General features: G+C 62.0%; 12 protein-coding genes and 2 pseudogenes. 6 read left to right on the top strand and 8 right to left on the bottom strand.

Translation table 11 applies throughout. The annotated features are described in order from the left end of the window. A partial coding sequence (locus RLDS_RS32805; protein WP_021224664.1) for a DUF4158 domain-containing protein occupies positions 1-1,344 on the bottom strand: 1,344 nt, incomplete at its 3' end. A 119-nt stretch (positions 1,345-1,463) separates the two neighbouring features. Between RLDS_RS32805 and RLDS_RS32800 the strand changes: the two are divergent. Together RLDS_RS32800 and RLDS_RS32795 are read left to right on the top strand one after the other, a co-directional pair. Continuing rightward, positions 1,464-2,480 (top strand): annotated as a pseudogene (locus tag RLDS_RS32800) (IS110 family RNA-guided transposase); the annotation flags it as partial. A 297-nt stretch (positions 2,481-2,777) separates the two neighbouring features. Continuing rightward, a pseudogene (locus RLDS_RS32795) lies at positions 2,778-3,821 on the top strand (transposase); the annotation flags it as partial. Positions 3,822-3,833: 12 nt separating this feature from the next. Here the strand turns inward: RLDS_RS32795 and RLDS_RS32790 are convergent. From RLDS_RS32790 to RLDS_RS32780, 3 genes are all read right to left on the bottom strand, one after another. Further along, positions 3,834-5,522 (bottom strand): ParB/RepB/Spo0J family partition protein, encoded by a 1,689-nt coding sequence (locus RLDS_RS32790; protein ID WP_021224661.1) that lies wholly within the window; start codon positions 5,520-5,522, stop codon positions 3,834-3,836. Positions 5,523-5,737: 215 nt separating this feature from the next. Further along, positions 5,738-6,004 carry a hypothetical protein gene (locus RLDS_RS32785; protein ID WP_021224660.1) on the bottom strand — a complete coding sequence of 89 codons (267 nt, stop codon included), beginning with the start codon at positions 6,002-6,004 and terminating at the stop codon, positions 5,738-5,740. Positions 6,005-6,014: 10 nt separating this feature from the next. Beyond that, on the bottom strand, positions 6,015-6,590 hold the full coding sequence (locus RLDS_RS32780; RefSeq protein ID WP_031297433.1) for a recombinase family protein: 576 nt from the start codon (positions 6,588-6,590) through the stop codon (positions 6,015-6,017). Between the two features lie 138 nt (positions 6,591-6,728). On the opposite strand from RLDS_RS32780, the gene RLDS_RS32775 reads away from it, so the two are divergent. Then, on the top strand, positions 6,729-9,686 hold the full coding sequence (locus tag RLDS_RS32775; protein WP_031286075.1) for a Tn3 family transposase: 2,958 nt from the start codon (positions 6,729-6,731) through the stop codon (positions 9,684-9,686). 119 nt (positions 9,687-9,805) lie between these two features. Here the strand turns inward: RLDS_RS32775 and RLDS_RS32770 are convergent, their stop codons facing one another. From RLDS_RS32770 to RLDS_RS32755, 4 genes are read right to left on the bottom strand one after another with little or no spacing between them, the layout of a single operon-like run. Then, complete coding sequence (locus RLDS_RS32770) at positions 9,806-10,933, bottom strand: tyrosine-type recombinase/integrase (RefSeq protein WP_020819377.1); 1,128 nt, start codon at positions 10,931-10,933, stop codon at positions 9,806-9,808. Between the two features lie 13 nt (positions 10,934-10,946). Beyond that, entirely contained in the window at positions 10,947-11,237 is a 291-nt protein-coding gene (locus RLDS_RS32765) for a hypothetical protein (protein WP_020819378.1), read from the bottom strand. 58 nt (positions 11,238-11,295) lie between these two features. Further along, the gene (locus tag RLDS_RS32760) at positions 11,296-11,706 is read right to left on the bottom strand and encodes a type II toxin-antitoxin system VapC family toxin (RefSeq protein ID WP_020819379.1); all 411 of its coding nucleotides are present in this window, start codon (positions 11,704-11,706) and stop codon (positions 11,296-11,298) included. Continuing rightward, positions 11,703-11,984, bottom strand: coding sequence for a hypothetical protein (locus tag RLDS_RS32755; RefSeq protein ID WP_020819380.1), 282 nt, complete (start codon positions 11,982-11,984; stop codon positions 11,703-11,705). Before RLDS_RS32755 ends, RLDS_RS32760 begins: the two co-directional genes overlap by 4 nt. A gap of 158 nt (positions 11,985-12,142) precedes the next feature. On the opposite strand from RLDS_RS32755, the gene RLDS_RS32750 reads away from it, so the two are divergent. From RLDS_RS32750 to RLDS_RS55115, 3 genes are all read left to right on the top strand, one after another. Then, entirely contained in the window at positions 12,143-12,547 is a 405-nt protein-coding gene (locus RLDS_RS32750) for a hypothetical protein (protein WP_021224333.1), read from the top strand. A gap of 98 nt (positions 12,548-12,645) precedes the next feature. Continuing rightward, the gene (locus tag RLDS_RS32745) at positions 12,646-13,896 is read left to right on the top strand and encodes a hypothetical protein (RefSeq protein ID WP_021224334.1); all 1,251 of its coding nucleotides are present in this window, start codon (positions 12,646-12,648) and stop codon (positions 13,894-13,896) included. Positions 13,897-13,980: 84 nt separating this feature from the next. After that, a protein-coding gene (locus tag RLDS_RS55115) for an IS5 family transposase (RefSeq protein WP_107395150.1) occupies positions 13,981-14,738 on the top strand; the annotation gives its coding sequence in 2 pieces (ribosomal slippage) (positions 13,981-14,308 and positions 14,308-14,738; 759 coding nt in all). Positions 14,739-14,755: the final 17 nt, after the last annotated feature.

Genomic DNA, 14,755 nt, shown 5'->3' with positions numbered 1-14,755 from the left:
CGTCAGGACGCAAAGCTCATAGCTGATCCGGTTTACCCGCCCATCGTCATCAATGACGGAACTGCGCCATCGCGCTGGAATCACCTCATCGATCGGAACATCCTGCAATGGCACGAAGCGGCATCCGCCATCCACCTTGCTCCTGATCCAGTCGAGGGCCGCCAGGACCGGCCGCCACACCGCGTTGTTCGACCGGAACTCAAGTACGGAAAGCAGGCTTGGCAGCATGCGCCGGTAATGATTGGCCCAGGAACCACGCATCACCTTGTAGATGCGCCGGTCCAGAGCGCCCTTCGCATGGCTCTCCTTGACGATCGCCGCCAGCTTGGCCTTACCGGCGATCGGGAAAATGACATCGCAGATGCGCCCCGATGGTTCATTGATCGAGGCGCTGGCGATCTCGACCAGCAGGCGCTCCTTTCCATAGACCCGCTCGATGTCTTTCGCGATATCGCCCACCACCTTGCGTTTCGAGCGCGTTCCGATCTTGTGAACGGTTTCGATCAGCAGGTCGATCATCGCGTCAGTGAGTTGCGCCTCCCGCGACATTAGATAAATCGCATAAAGGCCGAGCTGTCGCGCCGGCGCATGCCGGCGCATCTCCGAGGCCTTTTCACCGGCAACGCGGCGAACAATCTGATCGACCCATGGCTTGCCCGTAGCCGTCAGGAGATCATGGGGAAGATCAAGTCTCTGGATAAAGGCGAGTTTCTCGGTCACGTCGAGAATGTTGTCGAGCGTTGCCTGTCCGGCGTCACCCTTCATCCTGTTGAATCCGGTCGAGCTGTCCGGATCGGCAAGCGAGGCTTCCAATAACGCCACCGCATCTGACGAAAGCCGATCACTGGCTCCGATCAGCCAGGTGTCCAGATAATCTTGCCGTTGTGAGCGAACGACACGTTCAAGCTCCTTGCGCGACGGCCCATAAATACGCCGGTCCCGGCACCACAGGAAAACATGCTCAAGCATGGCATTGATCGACTGGCCGCCCGGGCACAGCTCGCCAGCAATCCATTCCGTCAATTGCGCGCGATCCACCCGCTTCATGCGGTGATATCCAAGATGGATCAGGATCTCCGCACAATGCCGTCGTGCTGTCCGACTGGAAAAGTCATAACCGGCTATCTCGCCAGCCTCGACACCGAGTTGCTCGGCCAGATACGAGAGGCCATCGGTAGGGATTGAGCCGGGATCGATCGCGAAAAACCCCAGGGAAGCGAAGAATTTCAGCTGTGCGGCGAGGCCAAGGCGCGTCAGGGCCGGCTTCGAATTTACAAAATCAATATCGGCAAAGCTCAGGCTCCATCGTCCGATCAAATCCCCGCCCGGAATACTCCGATCCATCAACCCACTCCCTATGATGGAGCGAACTGTCCTCTTCTATGATTTCCATCGTCAATACCGAATGCCACGTTCCCAAAACGTTCTCCGACTTGGCCAAAATCGCAGCTTGGGGCCGACTGGGCCAGGTACGTGTAGGGCAGAAATTCCCGCTCGTCGTCATTCAGGAAGCAGGGCTGGACGGCTTTTGGATCCATCGGGTGCTCGAAGCCGAAGGAATCGAAAGTCACGTCGTTGACCCCGCTTCGATCGCAGTCTCGCGGCGCAGGCGTCGTGTCAAAACGGACAAGATCGATGGCGAGATGCTGGTCCGAACGCTGCTCGCATACAAGCGCGGAGAGCCTCGAGTATGCGCGATGGTGAGAGTACCCACGCCTGAAGATGAAGACCGTCGCCGCGTCTCGCGCGAGCGCAAATCCCTCACCAACGAGCGCGTGCGTCACGTCAACCGGATCAAGGGATTGCTTTTTGGGCAAGGCATCAACGACTATGAACCTCTTCGCCGAGACCGGCGGAAACGACTGGACGAACTTACGACCGGAGACGGGCGACCGCTTCCAGCTCATCTGAAAGCCCAGATTGCGCGTGAGCTCGGCCGGCTCGAACTCGTCATAGCCCAGATCAAGGAGTGCGAGCAGACGCGGGATGCTCTGTTGGCGACGCCGGTCTCCGCCGCAGCGACCCAAGTCCACAAGTGCGCGGTAGATGATGAGGCAGCCCAACCTTCGCCGCCGTCGGCGCCCGCCATGCTACTGGAACTCAAAGGAATCGGGCCCGAGATAGCTTCGGTGTTATGGTTTGAGGGGCTATCGCGACAGTTTGATAATCGCCGGCAGGTAGCTGCTTACGCAGGATTAGCGCCTTCACACTGGCAAAGTGGCAAGATTGATCACGACCAGGGGGTATCCAAGGCCGGCAATTCAAGGCTCCGCACCAGCCTCATCCAATTGGCGTGGCTGTGGGTCCAGCACCAGCCGGCCTCGGCTCTCACCTTATGGTTCAAAGAGCGTGTGGCTCAGAACGGTGGTCGGCTTAAGAAAACGGCCATTGTCGCGCTTGCTCGTAAATTGCTCGTCGCACTCTGGAAGTATGTCCACGCAGGGGTGATTATAGAAGGCGCCGTGGTGCAGACAGCCTGAATCCATCGACGCAGTATATTCAGAAATCTTCCAAGACCAGATCAGTCTTGGTGGATGCAGGGCAGACGAACCGAACATCCAGCTGGCCTAAACAGCCGTACTCATAGAATGGTCTCGTCTCCTTGAGCTCTTGTCCGCCGCAAGCGGGATCATGGTACAGTCCTTATCCGGCTGACCGCATATAAGTTGGATGGGGCTCGGCAACGAACCGCGTCACGCAACTGAGCTCATACCCTGAATCCATAGAAAATATAGAAAGGGAAAAGATGCCACTCTGATCGTTGCTGGCTTGACCCTCCCCATATAAGCTGGTTGTCGAAGACGCGGAGCCGCCTGCCGCACGAGGTACATGACCAGATCTTCGGCTGGGTACTGGCCCTCGTCGCCGGGCACGATCTGGTGAAAGGCGAGCGGATCGGCGTCGATGGCTCGACCATGGAGGCGAACGCCGCGCTGCGTACCATCGTGCGGCGTGACAATGGCGAGACCTACCGCGAGATGCTGGTGCGCATGGCGCAAGAGAGCGGCATCGACACGCCGACGATCGACGACCTTGTCCGGCTCGATCGCAAACGCAAGGGCAAGAAGCTGTCGAATGCGGACTGGGCGAGCAAGACCGATCCCGACGCGAAGGTCGCGCGGATGAAGAACGGCTCGACGCGTCTGGCCTACAAGCCCGAACACGCGGTCGATCTCGACACGGGTGTTATCGTGGCAGCGCCGATCCACCCGGCCGACAAGGGCGACACGACAACGCTCGACGCCACGCTGGAGACGGCAGCACGCAACCTCGCCGACATTGGCCTGGCGCCGACGTCCGGGGATCCCTGCGATCTTGTGACCGATAAAGGCTATCATTCGCGCGAGCTCCTCAAGGGTCTCGACGGCGACATCTGGAAGACGCGCATCGCCGAGCCGGCACCGCCGAATGGATATCTGCGCTGGCACGGCGACGAGGCTGCCCAGAAGGCCGTCTACGCCAATCGGTCTCGCCTGAAATCCGCCGTCGGACGCAAGGCGATGCGCAAGCGTGGTGAGATGGTCGAGCGTAGCTTTGCCCACGTCCTGGATCGCGGCGGCATGCGCCGCGCGTGGCTGCGCGGGCGCGAGAATGTTCACAAGCGTTATTTGATCCACGTCGCCGGGTTCAATCTTGGCATTCTCATGCGCGCCCTGTTCGGTTGCGGCACTCCGAGGGGCGCCAGGGGCGCATCCAAGGCATTCTTGTTCGTAGTTCAGACCGATGTTGCGCTCGTCATCGCCCTCGTCGCCGAGTTCGACGGAGAAAGGGCCATGCTCCTCATCGTTTTTACCCCTGAAGGCGCTGACAGACCCGGCTGAAAACCGACTTCGTCACCGCGCTGCTACGGCAAGGTCGGCCCGCTTCATGGTGTGGCAGTTCTCGACGGCATTGTTGCCGCAACCTTCGGCCAACAGCTTCAACAGCGTAGCCTTGCTAAGCTGATCGTAGAAAGCCTGATTGGGCTCCCATTTGTCGGCCATGTCGATCTGCGCGGCCCCGGCGATCTGTGCCAGCTGGCGGTCGCGGTCGCTATGGAACGAAAGGCTCGTGATCTGCGATGCAACGCAATAGGCCAGCAGCCGCAACTTCGTTTCGGTGTCCAGCTGGCGCATATCCTCCAAGGCGGGAGCCTCGGAAACGCGGTGAAGGTCAGCCGCCGCGATCTCTTCAATGTCACGCATGGACGAATGGCCCATTATGGCGTCGTCGATGTGGAAGGGGTTCTTTTCCGCCTTGATCTCGACGGCTTGCTGCCACGAATAGACCTCCCCGCGAACCTGCCCCAACAGGCCGGTCAACAGCACGTCCAGCGCCAGTTCCGGGTCGGTGACAATGGCCTCTCTGACGGCCATCGTGCGGACGCTGCCCAGCTGATCCATGACCTTCTGCGAATAGTCGGGGCGGGGCGGCTTTGGCCCATCGCCTGCGCCGTTCTTGCTGGCGCGGGTGAACGCGACCTGTTCGATGCCCTCGCTGCCGATGAACACGACAAGGTTATGGTCGGCCTTCTGCTCGTCGGTGAAAATCTGGAGGGCGGAGAGAATGGCGCTGTGCTTGCGGCCCAGGTCGCGCAATTCCTCGTCGTAATAGCGCTCGTCTTCCTCGATCTCGCTTTCGCGCGTGGCGATTGCCGCCTCGATCCGCGCCAGCTCGGCGGCTTCTTCCTCGGTCGGCTCGCGCTTGCCAGCGGGTTCAAGATGACCGCGCATCCAATAGGAATCAGGCCGGGAAATCTGCGCCTCGGCATCTCGCCAGCCATCCTCGCGGGCGGCTTTGGCGACGGCATCGAGCCGATCTTGCACAAGGTCCATGACAAGGCCCGCGTCGTCGCAATAGCGCCGTTCCCCGAAAAGGTCGGCAGTGAAGGTGCCGCCTGCGGCGGTGTAAGCTTCCTCGCCAACGATCCGGAAATGCTTGTCGGTGTCGGCAACCTTTTCCTGTGTGAGCATCGCGCGGATTTGGTGCGGATTGTCGCCGGTGCGCTTGAAAACCTCTAGCTGGCGGTCCTGATCGTCGGTCAGCGCAAATGCCTGCGCCGCGCTCATACCGATCTCATCTTTCTGGAACGCCTTTAGTATGGTGGGGTGAAGCGCTGCCAGCTTCAAAACGCGCCGGACATAGGCGGGGGAGACGCCGAACGATGCGGCAACATCGTCAACCTCTTTGCCGCTGTCGATGATCGCCCGATAGGCCATGATCGCGTCTGCGGGGTGCATGGCTTCGCGCTGCGCGTTCTCGGCAAGCGAGATTTCCAGCGCCTCGTCCTTGCTGCGAAGGTCAACGGGAACCTCGAAGGTGCCGGGGATGGTCTTGCCCTTCTGCAACAGCTTCAAGGCTCGGTAGCGCCGTCCACCAGCGCAAATCTTGATCTTGCCGTCCTCGTCATAGCCGATGAGATTTTGCAGCACGCCGCGCGCCTGAATGTCAGCGGCTAGAGCCTCGATCTCCTTCGGCTTCACCTTCCGCACGTTAAGATCGGAAAGCGCCAATTTGTTCAAAGCGATGTTCTGAATGGTCATTTCTCACTCCTTTTTCGGCAAGGCCGCCTGCCTGCGGCTGCGGCCCTGACCCGCTGGCGAAGCGCGGGGTGGGGAGGGGAGAAGCGAAATTGATGGGGGTGGTGCGGGCGCAGGGAGCGAAGCGACTGAGCCTCGGCCCTGTCCATTTCGGGGTCACTGCACGAAAGTGATGTTTACGTACGCTAGGATCGAACGAACGGTGAACGGCGTCTCTGCTAACGCCGAAAAGGGATGACGACAGCCTGGTCGAGGAAGGCGCGCATACCTTCTTCATCGACGGTCTGGCGGAAAGCGGCATGCGCGGCATCATCAGTCGCGAACAGGTCGTCCCAGACCGTAGACGTTCCATGCTCGTTTTCGACTTCGAGCGACCAGCCCGGCTCATTTTCCAACCGGATGATGTTCACTTTCACGGTGACGCCCTGCTCGGTGACGACACCAGACAGGCTCGAGGCGACGATGTTGGGATCGCGTTCGTGCATCACTCTTTCCTCATACTTTGACTGCGGTTTTGGCAGCGGTGCCTTCGAGCGCCTTGTAGAGCGCGGTTTTGCCAACCTTGAGCCGCGTGGCCGCCTCGCGGACAGTCAGCCCTGCCGCGATATGAGCGCGTGCCTTGCGCAATTTGTCAGGCGTGATGACGGGGCGCCGCCCACCAAGGCTCCCCCGCTCCCGTGCGGCCTTCAGCCCGGCGTTGGTGCGTTCGCGGATTAGATCGCGCTCGAACTGAGCGAGCGAGCCGAAGATGTTGAACACCAGCATGCCACCCGACGTGGTGGTGTCGATCTGCTCGGTCAACGAACGGAAGCCCACGCCGTGCGCGGCAAGCTCGCCAACCTTCTCGATCAGATGGCTCATCGAGCGACCGAGCCGGTCGAGCTTCCACACGACCAGCGTGTCGCCATCACGTAGGTAGGCCAACGTCTCGGCCAGTCCTGGTCGATCGGTCTTCGCGCCGGACGCATGGTCATCGAAGATGCGCTCGCATCCGGCTGCATTCAGCGCGTCATGCTGGAGCGCCAGCTTCTGGTCGCCGGTAGAGACTCGTGCATAGCCGATCAGCGCCAAGGCCGGTCCCGATCTGTCCGTTTTCCCATCGATTTGCATTCTTGTCCGAATCGCCATCGTAGGTCCAGAGTTGACGGACATATTCATGCTGACCGCCAGAGGACCGTCTGACGGACAGGCACAGAGAAGGAGATGATGTTGGCGAGGCGGCGACTGGTGAGCCCGGAAATCTGGGCGGGGCATTATGACGCGCCGCTCGATGAGCGCGAGATTGCACGTCACTATACGCTGACCAGCGACGATCTGGAATTTGTCGGCCGCCGTCGCGGCGATGCCACCCGGCTCGGTTTCGCGATGCTCCTGCTCACCATGAGATGGCCTGGCCGTGCGCTGGAAGCGGGCGAAGTCCCGCCCGCACCCGTGCTCGCTTATGTGGCCCGCCAACTTGGTGTCGCGCCCGAAGCCTTTGCGGCCTATGCTCATCGGGACCAGACCCGTCGCGAGTATCTCGTTGAAATCCGACGATCGCACGGGTTCAGGATCTTCGACCGCGACGCCTTCCGTGAAGTTGTCGCCTTCTCGATCCCGATCGCGCAGACCATCATCCATCCCGGCCAGATGGCAGGGGTCATCGTCGATGAACTCCGCCGTCGGCAGATCCTCCTGCCTTCTTCGTCGATTCTCGAAGCGGTACTGCGACGGGCTCGCCAGCAAGCTGAACAGCTTACCTATGAAGTGCTCACAAATGGCCTGCTGCCCGACACACTACAGGGCCTGGACGATTTGCTGGCGCGACGGTCGGGGCAGGCCACCACATGGCTATCCTGGCTACGCAATGCGCCACAGTCGCCGGCAGCGCGCAACATCCTGCGCCTGATCGAACGGCTCGCCTATGTCCGCGCACTGGGCCTCGATCGCGGTCGGGCCGACATGATCCCGGCTTCGACTTTTGACAGGCTGGCGGACGAGGGCAGCCGCATCACGCCCCAGCATTTTGGCGAACTCAATGCCCTGCGCCGACATGCGACGCTGGCGGCAACCGGCATCCGCCTTGAGGAAAGCCTGACCGACGCGGCCCTGACGATGTTCGACAAGCTGTTGGGCAGCATGGTGCGCCGCGCCGAAAACCGGACCCGCGACAAAGCCCTCAAGACGGTGCGCGAGCTGCAGGGCCATCTCCGGACGCTCACAGGGTCTTGCCGTATCCTCATCGACGCGCATACCAACGGCGTGGACTCGCTGGCGCAGATCGAGGCGCTGGACTGGCAGCGCTTCGCCATGGCGGTCGAGCAAGCCGAAGTGCTCGGGCGACCGGAAACCGTCGATCGCACCGCTGAATTGATTGATCGGCATCGCACGGTAAAGCTCTTTGCCGGCCCCCTTCTCAACACCTTTGAATTTCGCGGCGCCGGCGCGGTGCAGGGACTCCTGTCGGCGCTGGCCATTATCGCGGAGCTATACCGGACCGGCAAACGGCGCTTGCCTGATCGCGTGCCGCTGCGCTTTGTACCATCAGCATGGCGGCCGTTCGTCCTGCGGGATGGCATCATCGACCGTGCCGCATATGAACTATGCGCCTTGTCCCAGCTACGCGAGCGGCTGCGAGCGGGAGACATATGGGTCGCGGGAAGCCGCCAGTTTCGTGATTTCGACAGCTACCTCATACCACCGGCCACCTACGCGGCGCTTCGCGAGAAGGGGCCGCTGCCGCTCGCCATCGAAACGGACTTTGAGCGCCATATCGAGGAAAGGCGCACCAGGCTCGATACGGCGATCGAACAGGTAACGGTCCTCGCGCGACAGGGCGAACTGCCCCAGGTCAGACTTGACGAAAACGGCCTCATCATCTCGCCGCTGAAGGCGGCAACGCCGCCCGCCACCGAGATGGCCCGTCGCGCCGCCTATGATCGGCTGCCGCGCGTGAAGATCACCGATCTCCTGCTTGAGGTCGATGCCTGGACCGGGTTCAGCGAATGTTTCATCCATCGGCGTTCGGGCCGGCAGGTCGACGATCGCAATGCTTTGCTCACCGTCATCCTTGCCGATGGCATCAATCTCGGCCTCACGCGCATGGCGGAAACCTGTCGGGGCGCAAGTTTGCGCCAGCTCGCCCATCTTCACGACTGGCACATCAGCGAGGCCGCCTATGGTGAAGCGCTGGGAAGACTGATCGACGCCCATCGCACCATGCCGCTCGCCGCGCTGTGGGGAGACGGCACCACCTCGTCGAGCGACGGACAACAATTTCATGCCGGGGGTCGTGGGGCCGCGATCGGCGACATCAACGCGCGCAGCGGCAACGAACCGGGCGTCGCCTTCTACACCCATGTCTCGGATCGATATGATCCCTTTGCGAGCCGGGTGATTGCGGCGACTGCCGGCGAAGCGCCCTATGTGCTGGATGGCTTGCTGTATCACCAGACGGGCCTGACGATCGAGGAGCACTACACCGATACGGGTGGAGCATCGGACCATGTGTTCGGCCTCATGCCCTTCTTCGGCTACCGCTTCGCCCCGCGCCTGCGCGACATCAAGGAGCGTCGCTTGCACCTCCTGCCTGGCCAGGAATCTGGCCCCTTGCTCGGCGGCATGACGGCCGAGCCGATCGCATTGGGTCATGTCGCCGCGCATTGGGACGAACTGCTGCGGTTCGCCACATCGATCCGTACCGGCACCGTCACCGCTTCGGCGATGCTGCGCCGCCTGTCCGCCTATCCGCGACAGAATGGACTGGCCCTCGCGCTGCGCGAGCTTGGCCGCCTCGAACGCTCGATCTTCATGCTCGACTGGCTGCGCGACATCGATCTGCGCCGGCGCACCCAGGCGGGCCTCAACAAGGGTGAAGCCCGCAACGCGCTCGCTCGCGCGCTCTTCTTCAACCAGCTCGGCGAACTGCGCGATCGGCGGTTCGAGAACCAGACCTATCGCGCATCCGGCCTCAACCTGCTCGTCGCCGCCATCATCCTGTGGAACACCCGCTATCTCGAAATGGCGTTGGCTGACATCGCAACGCCCGACGAGATTGCACGCCACATCGCGCCATTGGGCTGGGAGCATATCTCGCTGACCGGCGACTATAGCTGGAATGTCGAAGATCGGCCTGATCCGGATGCCCTGCGCCCCCTGCGCGCCGTCAGTTCCCTGCTCGCCGCGTGATGTTCGCCCTCCGTTCTCCCTTAGCGTGCAGATACGTCACTTTCGTGTAGTGACCCCAAGCTGCATTTCGCAGCGGATGCGGCAACCGCGATACGCCTACGGCGCAATGCGGCGCTTGGTCAGGCGTGCTCCTTTGAAAAGCGCGCGGCGAGCCGTGCACTTGCCCCGCTCCTGGTCGCGAGCCTGGCGCCATACCGCATCACGGTCTTGGGATCGCGCCAGCGGTACGCCTGCATGATTGCAGGCAGAGCCTCCCCCGCCGCGAAATTGTCCTGCGCGACCCCGACCCGGATCGAATGCGACGATACCGCCGATACCCAGCGTTCCAGCTCCGCTTCCGAGATCGGCCCGAGCAGCTTCTTTGCCCAGGCGGCCCGAATGACCCGCCTGTAGATGAGCGTGATGCTGTTGGGGTGCAGCCGTTCGGTGCCGATCGCCGCGACCGACCCATCAAAATGCGTTTCGACCCGGCGGAACAGCGGTCCTTTGCGGATGCCTGCCTTCTCGCGCCATCTCGCGATCGCATCCATCGTCGCAGGCGAAAGATAGGCATAGGCCCCCTCCCCTTCCCGGTCGGTCTTGCTCGACGGAATGAACAGCGTGCCCGCGCCATCGCTGTCCGGCCCTTCGATATGTCCGACCTCGATCGCCACCAACTCGGACCGGCGCGCCCCGGCGTCATAGGCCACGCGCAGCAGGGCGGCGTCCCGCAAGCCCAGCTCGTCCCGACGGCATGCCTTCAGGAGATGGACAAGGCAAACGCCCGACGGCGGGCTGTCGAGATCCGCGATGTCACCCTTGAAGCGCAGCGCGCGCGCCTGGCGCTGGCGGACGCCGAGCGATTTGCGCGCCGCTTTCATCTCGAGCTTGACCAGCGGTGCGGCGGTGGGATCGGCAATGCCCGCCATTCGGTATGCCCAACCGACGTTTACGATGTAGCGTTCAATCGTCGCCATCGCCCGAATCGTTTCGTCGGACAGCTCGAGCCCAGCAAGCGATCGAACCCAGCGGGAGACGTCGTGTGGCTTGGCCGACGGCGGGTCGAGGCGATTGCGGCGGCACCATTGTCCCCAGATGGTCAGGTCCGATCGGAACGCGCGGCGTGTATTATGCGACCAGCCCCGGACGGCAGCAGACACAAGTTCCGCATCGATCGGCGCAGATGCACCGACCAGGTCGCGCACGTCGCGCACCACCAAGTCGAGCACAGCGCCATCGCGCACGTCCATGGCTGCCGAAAGCGTCATCGGGAGCGTCTCGTCACGCGCCCCCTGTCAGATCGGCAGGACGCGCCCTCCAACGATCCTGATCGTGGCGCCGCCATTCGGGGTCGATCGCCATCACCTCGCGATCGAGGATCTCGACGATGCGCTGCGCGGCTGGCCTCCCGAGCAGCACGTCCGCCGCGTCGTAGATGCCGCGGCCGTAGCGGCCGACGAGCAATGCCGCCAACCCCGGCGTTTCTTCTCCGCGCGATACGGCAACTGCCCGGCTTCGCGCATAATCCGTTACCAGCGCGGTGAGCTTACCTTCTGCGGCATGTTCGTCCATTGACTTCTCCGTGCTCTAGCCGTTGGCCGCGAGCGCATTCAGGCTTCTTGGTCCACTTTCACCAAGGCCGACTGGCCTTGTGAAGCGCGATATCCGTCACCGCGAAATCCTTGCCCGTGCACAGCAGCGGCTCGCCGCGTTCTCTGGCCACAGCATAGACCATAAGGTCGAGCAGGTTGAGCGGTCCGCCATTGCCGTTCCCAGAACCGTAAAGCGGTTCGGCTTCGTTTGCGATCCTCGCGTGGTCATGCGTGAACGCCAGTGTCGCGCAGCCGCGGCGTTCGAACTTGGCAAGCATATCCTCAGCTTCGGCCCGCAGACCAAATCGCTGGTTGCTCGCGACACGCACAAACTCAACCATGGCGGGTGCCGGAATTCCGCCTCGTTCGGCGACGATCGCCTCGACCAGCGCCTCACTGCCCTCCTCGCCCGTCAGCACCGCGATCAGCGCCGAAGTATCAATGATCATCGGGGCAACCCGTCCTCGTCCCAAAGCTCGGCGTCAATCTCCGCCATGGTCGGATATGTTCGCTTGGGGACGCGCGCTTGGATCGCCCTAATCTCCGCAAGGAACGCGTCTCGGTCCTTTTCCTTTGGCAGCGGCATCCGGTCCAGCGCCTCTTCGATAATTTCAACCTGGCTGCGGCCGTCGCGGGCGAGCAGTTCGAGGCGCTTGAGCGCATGATCGGAGCGGATGGTGATGGCGCGCTGTTTGCGGCGCGGCGGATGATGGGCGGCAGTAGCCACGACGGCACTCCTACGGTTCAGATTTGATCGGCCCCTGATTATAGTGGCCGTGCTGCTACAGCGCAAGCACGGTTCATCTAATGTTGATAACGATCCATTATCAACACTAGGCATCCGGGCATACTTTACTGAACTTTGCTTTCAGTTCACTATTGGGCATGGCTGACATGCCCTCGCCCGCCTCTTATGGCCCCGATTATACCCCACAAATGGCGGCAGCCATAGCGTCTTGCACCGCGTCCATTTCTCGCCTGGATGCCCGAATTTCCGTCAGTTCCGCCGCCTCGGCATGGAACCGGCGGGCTACCTGGTCAGGCTATGCGCGGGCGCTGCAACTGCAATCGGCCGAGGTCGACGAAATCGACGTATTTTCCTGGGGTTGCGGGCTCCAGATCCCCGGCCGGCCGCTGCGCTCGACCACCCTCGACCTGTTCGACCGCTTCGATGCGTGGGCCGCGGCGCTCGCCGATCCCGACCCGCTCGCCTGGCGCGATACGCTGCCCACCGCCATCAGCGCGCCGGCGGTTGCCACGCAGCACCCTGCTGTCGGCTGCCAAAGTTGATGTCATCGCAGCGTCCGGTGGAAGGGCTTCTGTGCCATAATTAATGGCAACTCCGCTCGTGCGTTTACACGCCCGGCAATTGATTTACCTTCCCGACCATGTCCGAAACCCCTTCCTGGCGTGCCGGCTTCGAGCTGGAAGTCATTCTTGGCGACCTCGGCGAGCCTCGTTTTGAGAGAGAGCTGCGCGAAGGAGAGGCCATGGACGAGGCCTCGCCCGCCTTCTGCCGAGCATTCGCGGCCAAATTGCGGGACCGGACAGGCCGCGCCTGGTCCGCCCCATCCGGAACCCCGAAGCAGCCCGGCTTTTATGTCGTCCCTGAATATGGGCTCGATCCACTGAACTGGCCTGAAGATCGCCTGGCAGGCGTAGAATTGCTGACCCCTCCCCTGCCCCTGGACGATGCCGAGATGGTCAGATCTGAGTTATGCGACGCGATCTACGAGATCGACGGCGATTTCAACTTCTTCGAAAGTGAGCATACCGCCAACTGCGGTTGGCACATCAACATCGATGCCGGGAATGGCCATCGGCTCGATCCCGACCGGTTCATCGTCGGCGTCGATGAATTGCTGCTGCTCGCGAACAACGACCGGCTGTTCAGCCGCTACACGGCCTTGCAGCGCCATGCCGTCGGCGTGCCGCTATTGCGGCATCTGGCGCATGATCCGACCGGCAAATTCCTGCTTGGCTCGGCGCTTGGTAACTTGCTCGAGGCCCGCGCCGGGCGCGACAAAGGCTATGCCGCCAATTTCGCCAAGCTGGACAAGGGCTACTTGGAGTTGCGCCATTTCAGCGCGGAAGCGTTCTTCAACGGCCCTCGCCTCACCGAACAACTCGAGCGCATTCCCGCCGCCTTCGACGTCTGGCCCACCTACAGCAAACCCTTCGAGCAAGCCTTTCGCCAGAAGTTTCTGCTGCTCTCGCGCTGGCTTGCCCGAAATCGCGACAAACTGGCGTGGAACCTGGCTCACGGCCTGGTCGCCGCCTCGGGCCAGGTTCATTTCGTCGACGAACCGCTCGGCCACGTGATGGCCGACGGCCTGGTCGAACTCAATCTGTTCGGGCGCGGCGCGTACGAGTATGTCGCCACCATCCGCGACATTGTCCTCTCGGATATCCCCGAAGCGGTCGCCCTGCTCGCGCTGGATCTTGCCGAGCTTTACAACCTTGGCGTCCGGCAACGGGTCAGCGGCAACAAAGCCTTCCAGCGCGCCGTGCTCCAGCTCGCGGCCTCGTTGCGGAAGGATGCAAGTCTTTCAAGCGCGGCCCAACTTGAGGCGCTGGCCCATGCGGAGGCACAGCGCCGAAAGATGCACCCGTACTCTGATGGGATCGCCGCGTCATAGCGTCATGGCAGACTAAGGCCTGTGGACATTCAGGATTCCCACGCTGCCTGATTTCTGATTCAGGATTCCCAAGGGGAGTTCTGAATGGACGAGCAGCGATTTGTGGTGACGGATGGGATATGGGCGCGCGTTGAACCCCACCTTCCCGGCAAGAAGAGCGATAGCGGTGTGACGGGTAAGGACAATCGCATGTTTTTAGAGGCGGTTCTCTGGCGTGTGCGCACCGGTCTTCCATGGCGGGATCTGCCGCCGGAATTCGGCAATTGGAACAGCGTGTTCCGGCGCTTCCGGCGATGGGCGAAGGGTGGTGTTTTCGAACGTCTTTTCAGAGAGATCCGCGGCGAGCCGGATTTTGAATACGCGCTGATCGACGGTACTATCGTTCAGGCTCACCAGAAGGCGAGCGGCGCAAGGGGGGGACTCACGCTCAGGCCATCGGGCGCTCGCGCGGCGGACTGACCACCAAGATCGTGGCGCTGGTCGATGCGCTTGGAAACCTGTTCAACCTTGTTCTCCTGCCGGGTCAGGCTCATGACCTGAAAGGCGTCGCACCGCTGATCGAGGACGTAGCATTCGATGCGCTTCTGGCCGACAAGGCCTTCGATGCTGACTGGCTGCTTGCCGAGTTGGATGTGCGCGGCGCGAGCGCAGTCATTCCGCCCAAAGCGAACCGCAAGATCAAGCGCAATTACGACCGGCATGCCTATAAGTGGCGACACCTGGTCGAGAACTTCTTCGCGAAGATCAAGGAGTTCCGAGCCATCGCTACGCGCTACGAGAAAACTGCCTGCAGTTACACCGCCAACTGGCACCTCGTCGCGACAATCCTCGCCGCGAAGTGAATGTCCACAGGCCTTAG

The organism is Sphingobium lactosutens DS20 (assembly GCF_000445105.1).
Classification (GTDB): Bacteria; Pseudomonadota; Alphaproteobacteria; order Sphingomonadales; family Sphingomonadaceae; genus Sphingobium; species Sphingobium lactosutens.
Note: the sequence above shows the minus strand (reverse complement) of the source record. Positions and strands in the feature narration are given on the sequence as shown.